The following is a 21,382-nucleotide window of genomic DNA, read 5'->3' as shown; positions in this document are numbered from 1 at the left end:
AAATAAGAACTAACAAAAACCATTTTATCTTTACTCTTAATACCATGCTAGGCCTGTATAGTTTTTTACATAGCTTATATGTGCGGTAACATTCTAAAAACTCACTTTAAATATAGTGCCACAGATATTATAAGACAAAATTTTTATATTTCAATGATGTAACTATGACTAATATTTTTACTTATTTAAATTATACAATATATCCGTTGAAAGTTCTTAAAGTGCAATCATACATGTACTTATATCTTTAGCAATACCTATATTTTTTAAACATCATCCTATATTTAAGCATATTAGTTAGAGCTAGTAGCTATATTTTGCTATAGTCCATGCAACAAATATTTTTAGTCTTATGTATTTATTAATTTATGTTAGGGGATTATAACAATTCCAATAGGTGTAGATTATACATTTGGATTAGATCATTTTATAAAATTAGAAAAAGAGGTTGAACATTTGTCCTAAAAAGCCATTTGTAAATTATACCCAAAATGCTGTGATATAATATGTAAATATTGAAAAAACAGAGTTGTATGATTTTACTTTGTACAATTGGTATTTCCAAATACATAGCTCAAGTCACAAAATTTGCTAAAGTCTCTTTAATAATCTTTTTCATTTTCTTAGATGATTTAGCTCCCAAAGTGTGGATGTTTATGTACACGATCAAATAATTTTATGAGTATTTGTCTAACTAGCAAATTCATACATCGCTACTTATTTTTCAGTAAGGTTTGATTCTAGTAAAACCTCTAAGTGATTTGCAACTTATAGCTCAAAAATTATAGTTATTACTATTTGGTAAGCTCTATATCTTCAATAGTATAGTGAAGCAGTGCGGCTTACCGCATAATAGCGTTATAACTTTGGCTACAAATTCAGCAAACATATACGCCATTTCAATCAGATAAGAATAGAATAATAATGGTTAATGCATGTAAGAAATGTGATATTTGTAGGCATGTAGATACTTTTTTAATTTCCTCTATCTCAACAGGATTTTTTCTTTAGTGTTTAAATATTTTATATCAAGTAGCTTTTTTTAGTGTAAACACAAACTTCAAAATTTTCTTTCCAAGCGCTTAAATCTGCTATAAAAATTACTTATTAAAATAATTGGTTATAGTAAAAATTTTAAAAATGTAATAATAAATCATTTTTTAACCTTAAGGAGGTATTAATAATTTTAATCTTTTGGTATCTTAACAACTATCATTCTATTTTATTAGTTGCTTTAACGTCTTACTCCATCTGCAATTTATACTCTACTGCTTTCTCTTTCATTATAGTTAAAAAACTTAGTAAGAATAATAGAAATGTTACTAATATTAACTTAAGTCTTTCCTTGACTCTGCAGCTTTTAAATGCTTTTCTCCCTCTTTATCAATTAAGATTCAGAGGCTAAAATTTGTTCTTCTTTATTTTCTATATTTTAACTCTTTAAAACTAACTTATATATGCATGATAGAACTTAATTAGTCCTAAGATGAGTAATCTATAGAAGTAATTAAAATAAGTCAATAACTATAATTGTTGGTTGTAATAATTAAACCATCCTTCCCTAAAAAGACTGCATATTCTATTTGACGACATTTAACAAGTCATTCTAGTTTTCAAATCCAATAAGCGCAATTCATATATCTTTTAAGACACGGCCAAAGTTTTAAGAATTGTTTCGTAAGGAAACACAATTAAAAGAACGTCAATACGAATCAAACTAATTAATAAAAGTTATGCTGAGAGACAAGTTATCGCAAAATCTTCTAAATTTTATAAATGTCAAGACAAATTCATATGAAACTTTTATAAGAAGGGTGCAAAAATTCCTGAGAAAAGGAAATTTTTAAATTGGCTTGCCCGTTTAATAAAAGTAGCAACTGTACAGGATGGCTCCCCGAGCCGGATTCGAACCAGCGACCGAACGGTTAACAGCCGTTTGCTCTACCACTGAGCTACCGAGGAATAATTTTAGATAACTTCTTATAACAAATCTTTTCTATAACGTCTAGCATTTTCTTCATATTAAATAAAAAAATTAATACAAATCAAGCGATAAAAAATTACTCATCACATATTTTTAAAGCAGTAATAAAGGCAGATTGAGGGATTTCAATATTACCATACTGTCTCATTCTCTTTTTCCCTGTTTTTTGCTTCTCAAGAAGCTTACGCTTACGGGTTATATCACCACCGTAACATTTAGATAACACGTTTTTACGCAGAGCTTTAATAGTCTCACGGGCAATAACACGGCTACCTATACTTGCCTGGATTGCTATATCGATTTGCTGTCTTGGTATCAAGTCCTTTAACCTTACACATAAGGCCCTACCCCTCTGCTCGGCACGAGAGCGATGTACGATTGTCGATAACGCATCAACTACCTCACCGTTAACCAAAATCCCAAGTTTAACAAGCTCAGAAGGTTTATAAACATCCATTTGCCATTCAAAACTTGCATAACCTTTAGAACAACTTTTTAAACGATCGTAAAAATCGTAAACTATCTCATTTAACGGTAATTTATAAACTATTCTAGCCCTGTTTGCTATATAGCTATGATCTAGCTGCACTCCCCTTTTTTCAGTACACAGCGACAATACTGCACCTAAAAACTCATCAGGTACCATTATAGTTGCCTTAATCCATGGTTCTTCCATTGACTTGATTTTTTGCAAATCAGGTAAATCTGCAGGATTATGAACTTCCAAACTCTTACCATCTTGCATATAAATTATATATACTACACTTGGTGCAGTAGTAATTAAATCTAAATCAAATTCCCTACTTAAACGTTCCTGAATTACCTCTAAATGTAGTAACCCTAAAAAGCCGCACCTAAATCCTACTCCCAGTGCTGAGGAGCTTTCCATTTCATATTCAAAGCTGGCATCATTAAGGCGCAATTTAGCAAGTGAATCCTTTAGATGCTCAAACTCTGAGCTATCAGTTGGATAAAGACTGCAAAACACTAAAGGTAAATTTGGTTTAAAGCCAGGCAATACTTGCTCGCAAGGCTTTTTCTCATCAGTTATAGTATCCCCGACTTTACAATCTGCTACCTGCTTTATAGATGCAGTAAAGAAGCCGATCTCCCCTGCATATAAAACATCCGTAATATGTTTTTTCGGAGTAAAATATCCAACATTCTCAACTGTATAAACTGAGTTTGTAGCCATCATTTTAATACGCATATTCTTACGTAAAGCACCGTCAATAATACGTACTAAAATAACTACACCAAGATATAGATCATACCAACTATCAACAAGCAAAGCTTTCAAAATATTAGAACTACTTTCTTTTGGTGGAGGTAATTTATTTACTATTGCTTCTAAAACTAAATCAATCCCTATACCGCTTTTAGCAGAAATTAACACAGCCTTGCTTGCATCAATTCCAATTATATCCTCTATTTGCTGTTTAACCTGCTCAGGTTCGGAAGCGGGTAAATCAATCTTATTAAGCACCAGTACTATTTCGTGATTATTCTCGATTGCTTGGTAAACGTTTGCAAGCGTTTGCGCCTCTACTCCTTGCGTACTATCAACTACCAATAATGAACCTTCACAAGCGGCTAAAGACCTACTAACTTCATAAGCAAAATCGACATGTCCCGGTGTATCCATTAGATTCAAATAGTAAATATTACCGTCTTTAGCCTTATATATAAGCTTTACTGTTTGTGCCTTAATAGTTATGCCTCGTTCTTTTTCAATATCCATCGAATCTAATACTTGTTGGCTCATTTCTCTAGCCTGAAGTCCGCCGCAATGTTCAATTAACCTATCAGCTAACGTAGATTTACCGTGATCGATATGAGCAATTATTGAGAAGTTCCTTATATATTTTTGATTATTCATAATTATTGTGATATAATTTATATTTGTTTATTGAGGTGATCGCCTTTGTCATTTCCGCATAGGCATTGTTGCATTTATCAATTTGCACCCCTGTCATTCTTACTGGGAAATGACATAAACACACTCCAGACAATCACAATAATATATAGCAAAATCAAAATTTATAACAGGAAAAAATAATGCGAGCCGAAATAGAAAATTATGTAAAAAAAATTGAGCAATCTTTAGAATTGCTTGAGAGGTCTCTTTGATGTCGAAACTTCGACTAAACAATTAAAAGAATTAGAAGAACTAACAACAAACCCTGATTTATGGAATAATCAGGTTAACGCACAAACATTACTTCGAGAAAAAAGTACTTTAGAAGAAAAACTAAATACTTTTAACAAACTCAAATCTAATTTAAAAGATACTTTAGAACTTGAAGAACTAGCTGAAACCGAAAACGACTTAGAAACACTTTCACAAGTTGAACAAGATCTTAAAAATTTAAGCATACTTGCTGTTAAATTTAAAACAGAATATTTATTTTCAGGTGAAACAGATGGTAATAATTGCTTTTTAGAGATTAATGCCGGAGCAGGAGGCACTGAAAGCCATGACTGGGCATCTATCATGACTCGTATGTATTTGCGTTTTGCCGAAAGATTAGGCTTTAAAACTGAAATAATCAATATGATTAACGGCGAAGAAGTAGGCATTAAATCATGTACGATTAGAATAATAGGCAAACGTGCTTACGGCTGGTTTAAAACCGAAGCAGGAGTTCACAGGTTAGTGCGTATTTCCCCATTTAATGCAGCAGGTAAAAGAATGACTAGTTTTGCAAGTAGCTGGGTATATCCCGAAATTGATGATAATATAGCCATTACTATTGAGGATAAAGATTTAAGAATTGATACTTTCAGAGCATCAGGAGCTGGCGGGCAGCACGTTAACACTACAGATTCTGCCGTACGTATTACCCATATACCGACAGGAACGGTAACACAATGTCAAAGTGATAGGTCACAGCATAAGAATAAAGCGCAAGCTATGAAAATGCTTCAAGCTAAACTCTATGAGCTTGAAATGCAGAAACGTACAAACAATGTTAATGAGCAGAATGCAACTAAAACTGATAATAGCTGGGGACACCAAATTAGGTCATATGTCCTGCAACCGTATCAAATGGTAAAAGATTTACGTACTGATTATGAAACTTCTGACACTAGATCAGTGCTTGATGGTGACCTTGAAGAATTTGTTTCCGCAAGCCTTGCTATAAATGCTGGTAGTAAAAAATGAAATTATTTATATGTTTTACTCTATGTCATGCTCGCTAGGCGTTATTGCGTAGATTGAAATCACACCTAGCGTCAGAACGTGTCAAACCACGGTATCTAGAAATACAACTTACAATACTAATTAATCGGTATCTCTCTTGCGTCTTGTTCTTTAACCTTAATGCGAGGTAGAACAATAGTAAGTATTCCATTTTTAAGGCTTGAAGAGATATTTGTTTGATCTACATCTTCATATAATGATATTACATAATTAAAATTTTTATTCATATAATTATCTAAATCATCAGACTTATTTTTTGCTTCTATATTCCCTGTAATAAATAATTTATTGCCGTTTACTTTAACCTTAATTTGACTTTTATCAAATCCAGGTACTTCCATAACAACACTATACTGCTTATCTTTAGTAATAAAATTGCTTTTTATGCTATTAGATTCATAAAACGGCAATCTATTTTTAAATAAATTATCAATACTTATAATTTGATTATCTATTAAATCCACTACTTGACGCAAAGGCGTCGCATAACCGGCATCATAATTCTTATTAGCCATTGCAATATTACTTGATAAAATAATAGTTGCTATAGACGTATATAATCTTACACTCTTTAACATAAAACCACCATTAATTTTGTTAGTTATATATTTAAATATATAAAATTATCTATTTAAAATTCAAGTCTAATACTTCCATAATTTACTGAAAGTACGCTGACCAAAGTAAAAACTAATAATCCCTGCTTTAACTTCTCTATACATTGTAAAGAAGCTATAAACAAGTACTGGACTTACTGAGCTGTTTACAGCATCAATCCAACTAACATTTGATTTATAAGTGGAGTAAAGAATATTGCTATGCCATTTTTGGCGATATGATAAGCTCTGTAAAAGTTTTGGATTGATTGAGTGTATTAATTATGACTATCTAAAATATTTATCTCGTGTTTTTGTCGTTAATATATTTGTATATTTTGAAAATTTCAGGAATGATAGAGCTAATAAAGCCTATTTATCTGCAAAATCATCATAAATACCTACAATTTAGGATAAGTATAACAAAAATTAATTACTATACTAAGAAAGAGGGAAGAGGAGTTACCAGCATAGGCATGAGCTGCAAAAATTATTTATGTTATTCCTGCAAAGGCGAGAATGACACAGAAGCTATACAACAAGATGTGAAAAAACTACTTTAAATTAGACCAAATGCGGTTTTTGGCAATATAGAAAAAGATAGTAAATACTACTAAAAACATCATAACTTTAAGACCCATAGATTTACGGTGTTCCATTTCTGGCTCGGCTACCCATTGTAAGAATACTGCAACATCATGCGACATCTGCCCTATGCTTGCATTAGTGCCGTCCATATAAGTCACCTGCCCATCTATAAGTGGCGGTGGCATTGCAATTTGCCCACCAGGAAAATAGGGATTATAATGAGTACCTTGCATCAGCTTAAAACCTGCCGGCGGTTCTTTATAACCGGTAAGCAGCGAATATATATAATTAGCGCCGTCATGACGTGCTTTTATTATTAAAGATAAATCAGGAGGATATGCTCCGTTATTAGCTGCTCTTGCTGCTTGCTCATTAGGGTAAGGAGGGATAAAACGATCGGATGGAAGAGCGGGACGGTCAAATATCTCACCATCATCATTTGGTCCATCTTTTACCGTATATGCTTTAGCAATTTCTTTTATTTCATCATCAGAAAAACCAATATCTTTTAAATTACGGTAATATAAATGATTCAAACCGTGACAAACGCTACAAACTTCTTTATAAACCTGAAAACCTCTTTGTGCAGCTTCACGATTAACTGTGCCAAATACACCGTCAAACGACCATTGCATCTTTTGTGGTGGTAATGCTTCTTCACCTGCTAAGCATAAGCTAGAGGTTATTATTATGATAATGGAGATAATTCGTCTAACTTTCATAGTATTTTTAAATTTATATCACTGTATCATTCTAGTTTCTGGTACCAGAATTAACATGGATCTTGAAAAATGCTACGATATTATATCGTGGCTGACCACTACAGCCAAAATAACAACTTATAACATAATTTTTTCTGGATCCCGCAATCAAGTTGCAGTATGACAATCTGGGATTGGTCTAAACAACACTACCACACAGGAATGATATATTACTTTTACAATTCCTCTGGCAATGGCAACGGCTTCTCATATTTACCAATTAGAGGTAAGGCTACTAAAAAATGGAAAAAGTAATAACAAACGGTAAAACGGCTAATTGTAATATACGGCTCTTCTGATGGCTGCCACCCTAAGTAACCAAGCAATAAACAATCTGCCATAAATATCCAAAAAGCAATTCGGTATATTGGTCTATAATTGCTACTTCTAACTTTTGAAGTATCAAACCAAGGTAGTAAAAACAATACGAAGATACTGCCGAACATTAATACCACCCCACCAAGCTTAGACGGCACAGCTCTAAGGATCGCATAAAACGGCAAAAAATACCATTCAGGTACGATATGAGCAGGTGTCACTAATGGATTTGCTGGTATGTAATTATCGGGATGTCCTAAATAATTCGGTTCATAAAAAATAAAATAGGCGAATATCATGAAATACACCCCAAAACCAACAAAATCCTTTATGGTATAATAAGGATGGAACGGAATAGTATCTTTAGAGCATTTAACATCGATACCTTTTGGGTTATTTGAACCATGCTGATGCAAGGCTACTAAATGGAGCATTACAAGGGCAACGATAATAAACGGTAATAAATAATGCAGAGAGAAGAATCTATTTAACGTCGGATTATCAACAGAAAAACCACCCCATAACCACGTAACAATGGACTCCCCTATTAGCGGAATAGCTGAAAATAAATTAGTAATTACTGTTGCACCCCAGTAGCTCATTTGCCCCCATGGCAATACATACCCCATAAAAGCAGTAGCCATCATAGTTAGAAAAATGATAATACCGATATGCCAAAGTAGTTCTCTAGGTGATTTATAAGAGCCGTAATACAAGCCTCTTGCTATGTGTAAGTATACTGCAGCAAAAAACATTGATGCACCTACTGCATGAGTATAACGCAGTAACCAGCCGTAATTTACGTTACGCATGATTCGCTCAACACTATCAAAAGCATACTCCACATGCGGGGTATAGTGCATAGCAAGCACCACACCGGTAATTATCTGAATTACTAGAGCAATACCGGCGATAGAGCCTAAATTCCATAAATAGTTAAGATTTTTTGGAGTTTGATAATGTCTAAAATGCTTTAGGAAAGAAAAAATAGGTAACCGATAATCTACCCATTCTATAATAGCATTAGGCTTTTTAGGGGTAATATCTTCATTCATAAATAACTACCCAATTCTAATTTTTTTATTGCTAATAAAGGTATAAGGTGGTACTGCTAAATTTAAAGGAGCAGGACCTCTTCTAACTCTACCTGAAGAATCATATTGTGAGCCATGGCATGGACAGAACCATCCATCATATTCACCTTGATTAGCAAGCGGCACACAACCTAAATGCGTGCAGACCCCAATCGTTACAAGCCAATTATCATGACCCACTTTAATACGTGCTTCATCTGTTTCAGGATCAATAAGCTCCGACATTTTTACCGCTCTCGCTTCAGCTATTTTATCAGGAGTACGGTTGGTGATAAAAACTGGTTTACCTTGCCATTTAACCGTAACTGTTTGCCCTATCGCAATATTTGATAGATCAACCTCAATTGATGATAAAGCTAGCACATCTGCAGAAGGGTTTAAGGAATCAATAAGAGGTAAAAGTGCACATGCAGCCCCAACTGCTGCAATACTACTAGCTGTTAGAACAATAAAATCACGACGTGTAGTTTGTTTTTGTTTATTATCTTCAGTATCCAACATATAATATTAAAGTGATATAAATTAACGATTATTTTGATTTTCTAGTTGTTCATAAGGGTTTATTATAGGAAATTCAGCGTCTGCAGCAACATCTGCTTGTTTTGACATAAGCTTATTTATTTTATCTTCTAACTCTTCTGCTCCTGTTCTTTGCTCATGCTTATATTCTCCAGGATCACTTAAGCAACTCCAAAAGCTAACTAAATGATTCCAATCAGGGCCAAGTTTTGTAGTACAATTTTGGGCCACTGCTTTACTTGTATCTAATATTTCTACTAGAGTCTTAGTAAAATAATCTATAAATCCAATTTTTTTTAAGCCCAATACCGTATAATATAAAGTAATTAAGGACGCAACTGCTATAATTAAATACCATTTAGTTATAATAGACCAGAGAAAAAACCCTATAGGGTTCGCTGCAATTAACCTTCGTAAAACCTGCCACATATATTTTACTCAAAAAAATTTATTACCAACATTCATCTTACTTTATATCACTACATTAGTAAAAATAAAGCAAAATCATGTAATATTATAAATATTTTTAATTAAATAGGAACTTAATAAGAATGAAATCGGCAAAAATACTAAATTAATTCCCATCATAATAAAAATGAATTGTAAGTTATTATCTTGTAATATTAAACCTACCATTATAATATCTGGAATTAATAACGGCATAATAAACGTACCGACAAAATTAGCATTCTTCTTAAAATAACATTGCACGCTACCGGATAAAACTACTAAACTACTTGATAAAACTAACATCATCCATACACTAATAAAGAAAAATATTATCTCAAGCACAGTTTGATCAAAAAAAATATAAATAATTGGTAAAATAAAAACTAGCCCTATCGTACTACTGATAAATATAGCAAAAAATTTAGCTAATATAATTTTAGCATGACTAACAATTGATAATAACAATTCTAAGCTTCCGTCTTCCAAATCAGATTTAAATATAATAGAAGAAAAATTTATTAATGAAATTAATAAACAAATTATCGAAAAAATTAAACCGAATTTGTTAATATCCCTTTCACTGTTAATTAAAACAGTACTAATTATGCAAAACAAAAAAAATATCACTAAATATTTTATTATATTATTAATCCGATTCTGCAATATAAATTCACGCTTAATTAATATAAATAGATTATTCATGGTTAAATAAGTTATAAATTAAATACATAATAGCTGCAACAGTTAAACCTATACCAATTTCTACTATAAATATCCCTATATGTTGAGCAAGTAGCTTATCATTGATAAAATTTGTTAGTGAATAATAATTTAAATAATTATCGTTAAAAAACAATGATATTGTTCCTACAATTGTATATATTGCTACCCCTAAAATAGCAATATAAATTAATATATTAGGAGAGAAGTATCGATTTAATTTTCGATTGCCGTACACTAAATCATAAGCAATGAAACTAGACGCAAATATAACACCTGCTTGAAAAGCACCACCTGGTGAAGATTCACCGTTAAGCTGAATATATATACTATACAAAATTATATAAGGGATTATAAAACTAGTAATATATTTTATTATATTTGTCATACCGTGATCCCTCCACAACATCCAGTTTATATTTTTACGGATACCACTGTCAAGCTGCGGGATGACATTTTTTGACACGTCTTCTATCTCAAATTTCTTTGAAAAAACCAATAACACAGCAATTCCTGCAATTAAAATTACGCTAGTTTCACCTAAAGTATCATAACCACGATAGCTAGCAAGAATAGCTGCAACAAGGGAAGGTATACCAATATCTTTAGTAGTATTCTTGATATAATATCTACTTAAATGTATATGAAGAGGAGCATTATCATCACCGTAATTTGGTAATTCTAGCCCCATATAAGTAAGAACTATTACAAATACTAAACATATTAAACTTGCAGAAATAATATTAGTTCTCTTGATATTCTTTAAACTATAAGGTAGTTTGCATAACAAATTCAAATATACGCATGTTGATAAGCAAGCACCAAGCGCTGCTTCAGTCATTGCAACATCTGGAGCATCCATAATGAGATAAGATACACTGATTAATAAGCTAAAGACAGAAGAAGCAATCACTACATTTAGTAAATCTTTAGCAAAAATTATTGTTATGGATATTAAAATCAATAAAAAAGCAATTAAGTTAAGTAGGTAATTGCCGAGAGTAAAATTTAAAGCTATATTCATTTAGTTTTATGTTAACCATATTGTTCAATGTCATTCCTACAAAAGTGGGAATCCAATAACCTTTATTGTCATCTTAGCTAACTTGATCGCGGGATCCAGTCTTTTTTAATTTTTTTCTGGATGCCGTAGTTAAGCCACAGCATAACAATAATTCATTATTCCTAGATTCCTGCTTTCGCAGAAATAACATTGAATGTAGCGAAGCTTTACCAAGTGCATGAGTTGCGACCGGATTTAGTAGCAACATCAATAAAGATGCTAAAATTAATTTAACAGAGTTAATAATATCTGCTTTAATACACGCAAAACCTATTAAACAAATAGGCACTCCAAAACTCTCAACAACGCTTGCAGCATGTAATTTAGGATAGAAATCAGGAAATCTAAAAAACCCGATTATTCCTGAAAATATAGCAAATAATCCAATAATTACCAATAATATTCCAATATAATATAGTATCATTATTTTTATTTCTGTATTATGTCATTTGTTGTATGTATGGGTCTAATCGGTGTCATCAAATGGCTTGACCACAGGATCTAAGAAAATATTTAAACAACTATTATTATACAGTTTTTATAGCCCCGTAATCAAGCGCGCTATGTGACAATAATTTAATTATTCCCCCTGGGCTAAGCTATAACCTGCCACCCCGTCAAACTCAAATAGATTCTCTACTTTGATAAAATCAATATTTGCGTTGCTTAAAACTTCAAGCAATCGTGTTATATCTTGATGCTTTATTTCCATACCGTCCTTATTCATAAAACGACAACACCAATGATCGGACACAGTTTCAAATCTTGCATTATGAGGCCATAATTTTAAACCTTTTGAAGATATGGTTTTTAACTCAAAATTACCAATATCAAGCTTACTAATTTTAGCTGCTATATCATAAGCAGACAAAACATTCATATTTACAAATATATCGGTTCCAACCAGCTTCTTAACTTCTGTGGTATCAATTTTATAATATATATTACTTTCTTGTTTCTCTACAATTAACGGATAATCTGCTTTAGATAGCTTTGTTGGTAACTGTCCTAATCTTTTCACTACTTCTTCAGCAAATTCTTTTGTACCGACTTGTTTACTAGAAGTCTGTTCGTTATATATATCGGCTGTGTGAACTCCATCCTCTATAGTTTTCTTCCACGCATTTTCGATTAAACTAGCAATATCACCTTGCCCTATATGCACTAGCATCATTATAGCAGCATTTAAAAGCCCTGAAGGATTAGCGATACCCTGACCTGCAATATTGGGAGCACTCCCATGTACCGCTTCAAACATCGCATAATGCTTCCCGATATTTGCAGAACCTGCAAGCCCTACCGAACCTGAAATTTCAGCAGCTATATCAGATATAATATCACCGTATAAATTAGAAGTCACAATTACGTCAAATATTTCCGGTTTGGTAGCAAGCCTTGCCATCCCGATATCGATAATATAATGCTCATTATTAATGAACAAATATTCTTTTGCAATTTCATTAAATACTTTATGAAAAATTCCATCGGAAAATTTCATGATATTATCTTTGCTTAAGCAAGTAACTTTTTTACGGTTATTTTTTACTGCATATTCAAAAGCATATCTAATAATTTTTTCACAACCAGTATGGCTAATTAACTTTACCGATTCATACATGTTATGAGTCTGGCGGTATTCTATACCTGCATATAAATCTTCCTCATTTTCACGTATAATAGTGAGGTTCAAATTTGGATGTAATGATCTAGTAAAAGGATGAAACGAAACGGCAGGACGAATATTAGCAAAAAGCTGTAACGTTTTACGAATCGTGACGTTTAAACTTTTATATCCTCCACCTTGCGGGGTAGTAATTGGAGCTTTAAGTATAATACCGGTACGTTGTATTGATTCCCAGCTTTCCTCACTTATGCCTGAAGTGTAATACTTCTTGTAAAGCTTTTCACCTACTTCTATAGTCTCAAGGCGAATACGAGCTTCGGCTTTACGTAATATATAAAGCACTGCCTCCATTATTTCAGGACCTATACCGTCCCCATATGCAATTGTAATCGGTGTAAATTCTACCATATTAAATACCCTCATTAAATAATAGAATTGTTATGTGTCTCCTATGTCATTCCTGCTTTCGCGGGCATGATATAATAAATGTTCGTACACTACTGGGGCAAGCAACTATCTAAACACTGAACACTTGTTTGAGCCATAACATTATTAATAGTTAATTGTTACTTCTTTTAACCTCTCATTCAACATAAAAGTTACTTCGGAAGTTATATTTAAATTATTTTTAGCATATAAGACTTGAGCACTTGGAATTACCAAATTCAGATTATATTTCTCAGCAAGTTCACTAATTATTGTAATAGTTGCGCTATGGACTCTACTCATAGCTTCAGCATGAGCTTGTTCAAGTTTTGTTTTCTTAATCTGAATTTCTTTTCTAACATGACTAACTTTTGCATTAAATTCGTTTACTTTATGCTCAAATTCGGTTTCACTTAAATTAGAACGTTCATTTAGTAACTTCTCTTCTAGAGGTTTAAATTCTGCTTCTTTTGCCGCAATATCATCTTGAATTTTATTATTAAGCTTTTCGATCTTATTACGCAAATCTTTTATAGCTATTGAACCTTCCAATATAGATTGTATATCAACAACAGCTACTCTAACTTTGAAATTATCTTCTTTAATCAGCACACTTTGTGCTTCCGTGATCATTGAGAAATTTATTATGAATATACATAAACATAATATTCGATATATCATTGCTAATCCTTTTAGATTAAAATGTTTCATAGCTAGTATTGTCATGCCCCGTAGTCAAGCCACGACATGATACTAAGGTCATTTTATCTAAAAATAAATAACATCAAGTGATTTGTCTATAATTAAAAATTTAACTATTACTTAACGTTGATATACTCCAGTCCCCCATGAGGTATATTTGCTATTCAAATAATAATCACTAGGAAAAGGTTCAAATATTGAACAGTATGTATTGCTAAAATCGATACTGTTCTCATCATATATTTCAGTAGCAGGATCTGCTAACTCAACATAAATTTCGGCTTTTCATTAAAGTCATAAAAAATTAAACACTTTCTGAATATATTCCTTGTCATCTTTCTTAACCAAAACCGCTTGGATTTTATAGTCTTTTGCAGTATCAATATTTGTATCATCTCATCCATAAAAAATACATTTGCTCTATTCGTTATTTTACTATTATTCATCACTTCTCTAATATTAAGTTACTTTAATTACAAAGTTTTATTCTTCAGCACTCTTAGCAAACCTATTTTTATATATTTTTTACCGTTTCTTCACCTAATAACTGTTCTAATGAAATTTTACGGTATCGGGGGATAAGCATGCAACTATACTATAAGCTATTTTATAACCGGACTATATCATATTTTAAAAAAACGTACTAATTATTCTTCATTTTTTAACCTAAATTCTAATTATTTAGAAATTTCTCAATGAAATCTATAGAGAATTTTTGCTCAAGCCTAACCATCTCTTTAACACATTCATCATATGAGATAAAAAAGTGTTTTTGTATATTCTGCTCTATTAAACCTACTACCTACTATCCAATATAATGATGTGAATAAGCCTTAATTATAATGCTATATGATAGTTCATTAATTTCTCTTATTTTAAAGTTTAAAAATTCTTAGTAATTTTTTGTAGTTACATCAGTTTCTTTTTCAAGAACTTTATTCCAATTTTTGGTATTTTAGTATATAATACTAGACACTATTGTAAATTTGTGAGAATTTTTAAAGATGACATCTATTCGTAATATAGCAATTATTGCCCACGTTGATCATGGAAAAACTACACTTGTCGATAACATGCTTAAACAAAGTGGTACTTTTAGAGCTAACCAGGCGGTTGCTGAACGCGCCATGGACTCTAACGACCTTGAACGTGAACGTGGTATTACTATACTTGCCAAATGCACCGCTCTTATGTGGAACGATACACGTATTAATATAGTTGATACACCTGGACACGCTGATTTTGGTGGTGAAGTAGAGCGTATACTTAGTATGGTTGACGGTGTTGTATTACTTGTTGATGCTTCAGAAGGACCAATGCCGCAAACAAAATTTGTATTATCTAAAGCTTTAAATCTTGGCTTAAAACCTATCGTTGTTATTAATAAAATTGATAGAGAAGATCAAAGAGTTAAAGAAGTTATTGACGAAGTATTCGAGTTATTTGTCGCACTTGAAGCAAATAACGATCAGGTTGATTTTCCTATAGTTTATGCATCAGGTAGAGCAGGAAGAGCTGCTTTAACATTTGATGATAAAATTAATCCTTTAGATAATTTAACAGATAATTTATCACCACTTTTTGATCTCATAGTAAAACACGTACCTACACCCATATCTGACTATAAAGCACCTTTTTCTATGCTTGTTACTACTAGAGAATACAATTCTTTCTTTGGTAGGGTTTTAACGGGACGTGTACAAAGTGGAACTGTTAAAATCAACCAAAACGTTAAAGTATTAAATCGTGAGAATAAGGTACTTGAAAACGGACGAATTACTAAAATATTAGCATTTAGAGGTTTAGAGAGAATTGCTATAGATGAGGCTACAGCCGGTGATATTATTGCTGTGGCAGGTGTTGAAAATGCCAATGTTGCTGATACTATCTGCTCTCCTGAAGTAACACAGGCTGTACCATCTCTACCTATCGACCCCCCAACTCTATCTATGACCTTTAGCGTTAACGATTCACCACTTGCAGGAAGTGAGGGAACAAAAGTGACATCAAGTCTAATAGGTAATAGATTAATGCGTGAGCTTGAGAGTAACGTCGCACTCACAGTTACCGAAACTGCTGAGAAAAATGCTTTTCAAGTTGCAGGACGCGGTGAGTTACAATTAGGTATATTAATTGAAACTATGCGTCGTGAAGGGTTTGAGCTATCTATAAGTAGACCTGAAGTATTATTTCAAACTGATGAGAACGGCAATAAGCAAGAGCCGATGGAAGAAATTCAGATTGACGTTGATGATGATTATGTCGGGGTGGTCGTAAAATCTTTAGCACTTAGAAAATCTGAAATGACTGATATGAGACCATCAGGCGGAGGCAAAAGCCGTATTACTTTCATCGGACCGTCTAGAGGACTAATCGGTTACTACAGTCAGTTTTTAACTGAAACTCGAGGCACAGGCATAATGAACCGTATTTTCCACGGATATGCCGATTATAAAGGAAATATTGAGGGGAGACGTAACGGTGTGCTTATATCAAACTGTGACGGGACAGCAGTTGCATATGCTCTATGGAATCTAGAAGAAAGGGGGAAAATGTTTATAAACCCTAGTGATAAAGTATATAGAGGTATGATTATCGGCGAACATAATCGTGATAATGATTTAGAGGTAAACCCGCTAAAAGCGAAGCAACTAAGCAACGTTAGAGCAGCAGGTAAAGACGAAGCCATAAGGCTAACTCCGCCGATGCTTTTAACTTTAGAACAGGCAATTAGCTATATACAAGATGATGAAAGAGTAGAGGTAACACCGAAATCTATTCGACTACGTAAAGCTCTACTTGACCCTAACGACCGTAAGAGAGCTGTAAAGCAAAAGGTTGCTCCTAACTAAAAGCAGTATTGTTGCATTGATCACATGTCATTCCTGCATGCGCGGAAACCCAGTAAAACCTATAAAAACTTGTTTCTTAGGTTTATTTTGTCAATATAATATAAAATTTCGTACCAACACTAAGGTTATCTTTTCTGGATTTATGCCTCCGCGAAAATGAAACTATCACAATGCCTTTAGCTAAAGAATGAAATAAACAACAACGTAAACCCTCTAAACACTATAATAACAAACTTTCTTAACGGCTTCTATTACATCACTCTCACTAGGCAAAGCTAATTTTTCTAAATTAACAGCATAAGGAAGAGGGACATCTTTACCACTGACAATCTCTATCGGAGCATCTAAATAATCAAACGCTTCTTTCATAACTATAGAGCCTATACTTGCTCCAACGCCTGCAAAAAACCACCCCTCTTCTACTACAACCAAACGGTTAGTTTTTTTCACTGATTCTATTATTGTCTCAGTATCAAGAGGCTTAATAGTACGCAGATCAATAACCTCACAATCAATATTATCATCTTGTAAAACATTTGCAGCATCTAGGGCAAGTTTTATTTGAATTGAGAAGGTGACTATGGTTACACTATTACCCTCTCTTAAAATTTTTGCTTTACCGAAAGGAATAGGCTCAATTGTTTCTGGCACTTCAAAACTATGACCGTATAAAATCTCGTTTTCCAAAAAAATAACCGGGTTATCATCTCTAATAGCAGTAATCATAAGTCCTTTATGGTCTTCTGCACTATAAGGAGCTACTACTTTTAATCCTGGAATATGGGAATAACAAGCTGTATAATTTTGGCTATGCTGTGCTGCTACTCTACTCGCTGCCCCGTTTGGTCCTCTAAAGACTATTGGACATTTTACCTGCCCACCTGACATATAATGAGTTTTTGCAGCTGAATTCACTATATGATCCATAGCTTGCATAGCAAAGTTAAAGGTCATAAACTCCACGATCGGACGAAGTCCTGCAAAAGCTGCACCAACTGCAAGCCCTGTAAAACCATATTCCGTTATTGGTGTGTCAATTACTCTTTTAGGACCAAATTGCTCAAGTAATCCTTGAGTTACCTTATAAGCTCCTTGATATTCTGCAACTTCCTCACCCAAAACGAAAACTTTGTTATCTCGTATCATCTCTTCTTGTATCGCATCACGCAATGCTTCACGTACCGTTATTTGCATTTTTCTTATTTATTCTTATTTAAATTAAATGTTCTTATGTAATTCCCACGAAAGCTAGAATCCAGTAATCTTGCATATCATTATCCCACAACTTGTGAACTAGATCTAGTCTGTGGTTATTTTTTCTGGATACCGTGGTCAAGTCATGGTATAATAAACATTTGTATATAACTCCTCTTCATCAGGTAGTGGCGAATTTTCTGAAAACTCTACTGCTTCTTTTACAATTTCTTTTACCGACTGCTCTATTTCTTTTAAATCCTCTTCGGTTGCATATTTATTGTCAAGTATTGTTTTTCTTATTATTACTAACGGATCACGCTTTTTATATTGCTCAACTTCTTCTTTGCTGCGATATTTTGCCGGATCAGACATTGAATGCCCACGATAACGATAAGTCTTTACTTCTAATATCAGCGGCTGACTAGTTTCTCTAACATATTCTGCTGCTTGTTTAGCGCCGTCATACAGTTCTTCAAAATCCATACCGTCTAGCTGAAATCCTTTAATCCCAAATGATTCCCCTTTCTTATATAAATCACGCATAAAGGTTGAGCGGATAACAGAAGTTCCCATCGAATATTCGTTATTTTCAATAATATAAACTACTGATAAACCCCATAAAGCAGCCATATTAAATGCTTCATATACTTGACCTTGATTAACGGCACCGTCACCTAAAAAAGTAAAACAAATATTATTCGTACCATTATATTTTTCAGCAAAAGCAAGCCCTGTACCTATCGGCACTTGAGCCCCTACTATACCGTGCCCACCATAAAATTTATTTGGTACATCAAATAAATGCATAGAACCACCCTTGCCTTTTGAACAGCCTGTAGCTCGTCCCATAAGTTCGGCAAGGACATATTTGGGCTCAGTGCCCGCTAAAATAACATGAGCATGGTCACGATAGCTAGTAATAGTGTTATCACCTTTTTGTTTAACCATATCTACTGCTGCAATTACTGCTTCCTGACCTATATATAAATGACAAAAACCACTTATTTCTCCTATTCCGTATAACTGACCACATTTTTCTTCAAAACGCCGCAGCAGAAGCATATCTTTAAAGCTTTTTATATATTCTTCCTTTATTGGCTTATATTTTCCTAACTTAATATCCACTAATTACTCCTTAATATTTTTAGTCTTATGTCCCTAAGATCCCTCTTTCATTCCCACGTAGGCAAAAATCTAGAAGTATATGTCATCCATCCCGTGACTTAATCACATGATCCAGTCTTTTTAAATTTCTTATTGGATTCCACTACAAGATCGCTGGATAACACTATCAAAATTCAAATTCACAAAATACGGTACATGATCTGAAGGTGATAGCCAATCACGTGCTTCTGATAGTAAATTTATAGACAATAATGCATCTTTTAAATTATTACTCACCCAAATATGATCAAGTCTTCTGCCTCTGTTAGACTTTTTCCAATCTATATTCCTGTAACTCCACCAAGTATAGAATTTTTCATCAAGTGATACGAAATGCCTGCTACTGTCGATAAAACCTAACGAGTTTTGTAACTCTACCAATAATGAACGTTCAATATCGGTATGGCTGATAACATTTCGCAATTGCCTACTAGACCATACATCATTCTCATGCGGAGCAATATTTAGATCACCGACAATGATAATTTTATCATTTTTAGTACGGTTAACTGTTAACCATTCCTGCATTAGCCTTACATACTCTAGCTTATGCTTAAATTTTAAGTTCACCTCTATATCAGGTATATCACCGCCAGCAGGAACATAAAAATTATGTATTTCTATATCATTAACAGTAGCTGCTATATGCCTTTTATCACTATTATATAATTCTAAAGAAAAAACATTATCCAAAGGAAATGTAGAAATAATAGCAACACCGTTATATGATTTTTGTCCAGAGTATATTACATGTTCATAGCCTATATTTCTAATAACTTCAAGAGGAAACAATGAATCAGCCACCTTTGTTTCTTGAAGCAATATAATATCTGGCTTATGTTCATATGCTAATTTTTTTAATAAATCGATCCGTAGACGCAATGAATTAATATTCCAAGTAACTATCTTCATCTAACTTTTTATAGCTACCTCTATTATTGCATCTCTAAAATAAATTATTCCAAGCTGATTTAAAGGATTTTTCATGTCAATTTTATCTTTTCCTGCTTCAGGAATTTTAATCATCGTATTACTAAGTATAGCAAAGTAAAGATTATTAGGCAAAACATATCCTGCTTCACTTTGTATTCCGCAGGCCTTGCCCGTATAATGAATCATTAAATGCTTAGAATCAAGATCAGTAAGAAAAATACCGTAACCCATATAGGACTTACGCCCTTCTATATCTTTTACTAAAAAATATTTAGTAGTCATAAGTTTATACGACTTCTTAGAAAGAATTTGCCCCTTATTTAATGCCCTGTACCATTTAACTAGATCGTTTGGTGTCGATATTATACACCCCCATCTGCATAAGGAACCGCTAAAAAATCAGCTGTTACAGGAGTAAATATAGGTTTATTACTATTATTGAGCGTTAAAAAATATCTTACCGGATAATTAGAACTAATAACGTTCTTTTGGATTCTAGCAGCTTCACTATATGAAGCAAAACTAGTAGATTTCATATTAAGTAAGAGGTTTAAAAAATTCATCATAAAAAAAGTTACCTAAATCTTTTTTAGCTACTTTTTCAATAATCATACCAAGTATAACAAAATTAGTATTACTATACTTAAATTTTTTTCCTATAGATATTTCTAAAGGTTTAGAAGAAACAAATTGTAATATTTTCTTATAAATCTCTTGCTTAGACATATTTAAATCAAGTTTAATAAAACTAAAATATTCAACAATACCGCTACTATGCGTTAATAAATTATGGATAGATATTTTATATACCCAATCTGGCACTTTTCCACCCCACATTTCTGGATCAAGATATTTATAGATTTTATCGTTAATATTTAATAATTCCTGTTCTTGTAATTTTAAGATTCCTGCTGCTGTAAAAGGCTGCGTAGCAGAAGCAATAGGCATCATTTCATTTGCTTTTAATTGCTCACCGTTTAAAGCAAAGATGCCTCTTAGCACCGGTTAATAAAGGTTTATAATCATCGGCAAACATAAAAACGGCATTTAAAAATCTATTACTTATATATTCTTTTTCTGCCTAATTGATTCTTTGCTTTATATCTGCCAAACAATTAATGCAATTAGTAATAAAATATATCTACAAATCATAACTTCAACACTCCACAAACTTATCAGTAGACGT

At 32.8% G+C, this 21,382-nt stretch carries 16 protein-coding genes, 1 tRNA gene and 1 pseudogene; 2 read left to right on the top strand and 16 right to left on the bottom strand.

All coding sequences use genetic code 11. The annotated features are described in order from the left end of the window. Positions 1-1,887: 1,887 nt before the first annotated feature. A tRNA-Asn gene (locus AAGW17_RS03090) sits at positions 1,888-1,962 on the bottom strand. 98 nt (positions 1,963-2,060) lie between these two features. After that, a complete protein-coding gene (gene lepA / locus AAGW17_RS03085; RefSeq protein ID WP_347938597.1) occupies positions 2,061-3,863 on the bottom strand; it encodes a translation elongation factor 4 in 1,803 nt (600 codons plus the stop codon). A 179-nt stretch (positions 3,864-4,042) separates the two neighbouring features. Between lepA and prfB the strand changes: the two genes are divergently transcribed. Then, positions 4,043-5,150 (top strand): peptide chain release factor 2 gene (gene prfB / locus AAGW17_RS03080; protein ID WP_347938596.1). Its coding sequence is split into 2 segments (ribosomal slippage): positions 4,043-4,111 and positions 4,113-5,150, totalling 1,107 coding nucleotides; the frame shifts between segments, so codons are not numbered across the junction. A 116-nt stretch (positions 5,151-5,266) separates the two neighbouring features. On the opposite strand, the gene AAGW17_RS03075 is transcribed toward prfB, so the two are convergent. The 10 genes from AAGW17_RS03075 to AAGW17_RS03030 all read right to left on the bottom strand — a co-directional run bounded on the left by AAGW17_RS03075 (position 5,267) and on the right by AAGW17_RS03030 (position 14,029). Next, complete coding sequence (locus AAGW17_RS03075; RefSeq protein ID WP_347938595.1) at positions 5,267-5,767, bottom strand: Hsp20/alpha crystallin family protein; 501 nt, start codon at positions 5,765-5,767, stop codon at positions 5,267-5,269. A 572-nt stretch (positions 5,768-6,339) separates the two neighbouring features. After that, positions 6,340-7,095, bottom strand: coding sequence for a cytochrome c1 (locus AAGW17_RS03070; protein ID WP_347938594.1), 756 nt, complete (start codon positions 7,093-7,095; stop codon positions 6,340-6,342). A 215-nt stretch (positions 7,096-7,310) separates the two neighbouring features. Further along, positions 7,311-8,507, bottom strand: coding sequence for a cytochrome b (locus AAGW17_RS03065; RefSeq protein ID WP_347938593.1), 1,197 nt, complete (start codon positions 8,505-8,507; stop codon positions 7,311-7,313). A 6-nt stretch (positions 8,508-8,513) separates the two neighbouring features. After that, positions 8,514-9,047, bottom strand: a complete 534-nt coding sequence (gene petA / locus AAGW17_RS03060) for a ubiquinol-cytochrome c reductase iron-sulfur subunit (protein ID WP_347938592.1) — start codon at positions 9,045-9,047, stop codon at positions 8,514-8,516. Between the two features lie 21 nt (positions 9,048-9,068). Beyond that, on the bottom strand, positions 9,069-9,494 hold the full coding sequence (locus AAGW17_RS03055; protein ID WP_347938591.1) for a DUF2670 domain-containing protein: 426 nt from the start codon (positions 9,492-9,494) through the stop codon (positions 9,069-9,071). A 75-nt stretch (positions 9,495-9,569) separates the two neighbouring features. Beyond that, the gene (locus AAGW17_RS03050; protein WP_347938590.1) at positions 9,570-10,217 is read right to left on the bottom strand and encodes a heme exporter protein CcmB; all 648 of its coding nucleotides are present in this window, start codon (positions 10,215-10,217) and stop codon (positions 9,570-9,572) included. Beyond that, a complete protein-coding gene (locus AAGW17_RS03045) occupies positions 10,210-11,259 on the bottom strand; it encodes a DUF4040 domain-containing protein (protein ID WP_347938589.1) in 1,050 nt (349 codons plus the stop codon). Before AAGW17_RS03045 ends, AAGW17_RS03050 begins: the two co-directional genes overlap by 8 nt. 73 nt (positions 11,260-11,332) lie before the next feature. Next, positions 11,333-11,722, bottom strand: coding sequence for a Na+/H+ antiporter subunit G (locus tag AAGW17_RS03040; protein WP_347938588.1), 390 nt, complete (start codon positions 11,720-11,722; stop codon positions 11,333-11,335). Between the two features lie 156 nt (positions 11,723-11,878). Continuing rightward, positions 11,879-13,330 (bottom strand): NADP-dependent isocitrate dehydrogenase, encoded by a 1,452-nt coding sequence (locus AAGW17_RS03035; RefSeq protein WP_347938587.1) that lies wholly within the window; start codon positions 13,328-13,330, stop codon positions 11,879-11,881. A 144-nt stretch (positions 13,331-13,474) separates the two neighbouring features. Then, the gene (locus AAGW17_RS03030; RefSeq protein WP_347939400.1) at positions 13,475-14,029 is read right to left on the bottom strand and encodes an OmpH family outer membrane protein; all 555 of its coding nucleotides are present in this window, start codon (positions 14,027-14,029) and stop codon (positions 13,475-13,477) included. 1,025 nt (positions 14,030-15,054) lie between these two features. On the opposite strand from AAGW17_RS03030, the gene typA reads away from it, so the two are divergent. After that, a complete protein-coding gene (typA, locus tag AAGW17_RS03025; RefSeq protein ID WP_347938586.1) occupies positions 15,055-16,902 on the top strand; it encodes a translational GTPase TypA in 1,848 nt (615 codons plus the stop codon). 213 nt (positions 16,903-17,115) lie between these two features. Here the strand turns inward: typA and AAGW17_RS03020 are convergent, their stop codons facing one another. From AAGW17_RS03020 to AAGW17_RS03005, 4 genes and pseudogenes are all read right to left on the bottom strand, one after another. Then, a complete protein-coding gene (locus tag AAGW17_RS03020) occupies positions 17,116-18,096 on the bottom strand; it encodes a pyruvate dehydrogenase complex E1 component subunit beta (protein ID WP_347938585.1) in 981 nt (326 codons plus the stop codon). Between the two features lie 138 nt (positions 18,097-18,234). Further along, positions 18,235-19,224: a pyruvate dehydrogenase (acetyl-transferring) E1 component subunit alpha gene (gene pdhA / locus AAGW17_RS03015; protein WP_347938584.1), complete on the bottom strand. Its 990-nt coding sequence runs from the start codon at positions 19,222-19,224 to the stop codon at positions 18,235-18,237. A 129-nt stretch (positions 19,225-19,353) separates the two neighbouring features. Further along, positions 19,354-20,175: an exodeoxyribonuclease III gene (gene xth, locus AAGW17_RS03010; protein WP_347938582.1), complete on the bottom strand. Its 822-nt coding sequence runs from the start codon at positions 20,173-20,175 to the stop codon at positions 19,354-19,356. Beyond that, positions 20,176-21,337, bottom strand: a pseudogene (locus AAGW17_RS03005) (serine hydrolase domain-containing protein). Between the last annotated feature and the right edge of the window lie 45 nt (positions 21,338-21,382).

Source organism: Rickettsia sp. Oklahoma-10 (assembly GCF_039954865.1).
GTDB classification, from domain to species: domain Bacteria; phylum Pseudomonadota; class Alphaproteobacteria; order Rickettsiales; family Rickettsiaceae; genus Rickettsia; species Rickettsia oklahomensis.
This window is presented reverse-complemented; position numbering and strand designations above follow the sequence as displayed.

What these genes read in the sequence shown, in the direction of transcription:
- AAGW17_RS03050 (WP_347938590.1), bottom strand. Translation starts at nt 10,217, where the DNA reads ATGAATAATCTATTTATATTAATTAAGCGTGAATTTATATTGCAGAAT.
- AAGW17_RS03055 (WP_347938591.1), bottom strand. Translation starts at nt 9,494, where the DNA reads ATGTGGCAGGTTTTACGAAGGTTAATTGCAGCGAACCCTATAGGGTTT.
- lepA (WP_347938597.1), bottom strand. Translation starts at nt 3,863, where the DNA reads ATGAATAATCAAAAATATATAAGGAACTTCTCAATAATTGCTCATATC.
- AAGW17_RS03065 (WP_347938593.1), bottom strand. Translation starts at nt 8,507, where the DNA reads ATGAATGAAGATATTACCCCTAAAAAGCCTAATGCTATTATAGAATGG.
- typA (WP_347938586.1), top strand. Translation starts at nt 15,055, where the DNA reads ATGACATCTATTCGTAATATAGCAATTATTGCCCACGTTGATCATGGA.
- AAGW17_RS03070 (WP_347938594.1), bottom strand. Translation starts at nt 7,095, where the DNA reads ATGAAAGTTAGACGAATTATCTCCATTATCATAATAATAACCTCTAGC.
- AAGW17_RS03030 (WP_347939400.1), bottom strand. Translation starts at nt 14,029, where the DNA reads ATGATATATCGAATATTATGTTTATGTATATTCATAATAAATTTCTCA.
- petA (WP_347938592.1), bottom strand. Translation starts at nt 9,047, where the DNA reads ATGTTGGATACTGAAGATAATAAACAAAAACAAACTACACGTCGTGAT.
- AAGW17_RS03045 (WP_347938589.1), bottom strand. Translation starts at nt 11,259, where the DNA reads ATGAATATAGCTTTAAATTTTACTCTCGGCAATTACCTACTTAACTTA.
- AAGW17_RS03020 (WP_347938585.1), bottom strand. Translation starts at nt 18,096, where the DNA reads ATGCAAATAACGGTACGTGAAGCATTGCGTGATGCGATACAAGAAGAG.
- xth (WP_347938582.1), bottom strand. Translation starts at nt 20,175, where the DNA reads ATGAAGATAGTTACTTGGAATATTAATTCATTGCGTCTACGGATCGAT.
- AAGW17_RS03075 (WP_347938595.1), bottom strand. Translation starts at nt 5,767, where the DNA reads ATGTTAAAGAGTGTAAGATTATATACGTCTATAGCAACTATTATTTTA.
- AAGW17_RS03035 (WP_347938587.1), bottom strand. Translation starts at nt 13,330, where the DNA reads ATGGTAGAATTTACACCGATTACAATTGCATATGGGGACGGTATAGGT.
- AAGW17_RS03040 (WP_347938588.1), bottom strand. Translation starts at nt 11,722, where the DNA reads ATGATACTATATTATATTGGAATATTATTGGTAATTATTGGATTATTT.